Genomic DNA, 778 nt, shown 5'->3' on the forward strand with positions numbered 1-778 from the left:
ATTTTTGGACGAATCAGATATAAAAGCAAGGACTAGGTTAATAATCGACCTAGTCCTTGCTTTTTTAATCATCTTCCCTCCAATCGTAGTATAAGACCTTCCTATCCCTTCTTGAGTATAGATTTTCTAGTGATTTTAAAGTGCTGTTAGCTTGTTTTATAAACCAATCGGCTTTGTCGTATGTAAGACAGATTGGTTCTTGTGTGTGTATGGTCATTCTTTTAATTTCTTGAATAAGTTTTATAGCGTTTTGACGATCTTCTTGTTCATTTAAATCTATATATTTATATTCATCTTTTACAATTACATCTATAAGTGTCTTTAACTCTTTTATTTGCTTCTTGGTGGCACTTTTTATATTCGTACCAGTTGACCATATCAAGTCAAATCCACTTATTGCACGCCCTTGTTTTTCAACCTCATATCGTACTTCTAATTCAGTATATTGATTAATTTCAGCAATTGCAGAATCTAGCACTTTATTTTTAAATAACCCTGTATTATTCTGATAACTTTTTATGTTTTCGACATTAAATATTTTCATTAGTGCTTCTTTTGAAATTGGTTTATGCCAATAACCATAGTGACTTTTAAGGTAATCATATAATGTCCAACTAAAGCTACTTTTAAAGTTTGACTTCACCTCTAAATCGGTCAAGTTATAGTGATCTTTTAAATTTAAAATATGTGGAATCATATCTTCTGACCATTTAAAAGTAAATACCCCTTTTTCATATCTGATTCGTTGAAAGATATTTAAATAATCAACTACATCACT

Annotated in this window: 1 protein-coding gene; it reads right to left on the reverse strand. The window is 29.8% G+C overall.

The features are described 5' to 3' along the window. Positions 1–64: 64 nt before the first annotated feature. Positions 65–778 (reverse strand): replication initiation protein (locus ACFO5Q_RS11735; protein WP_380084365.1); only part of this gene is annotated, 714 nt, incomplete at its 5' end.

It is taken from the genome of Kordiimonas lipolytica (assembly GCF_042651265.1).
Lineage (GTDB): Bacteria > Pseudomonadota > Alphaproteobacteria > Sphingomonadales > Kordiimonadaceae > Kordiimonas > Kordiimonas lipolytica.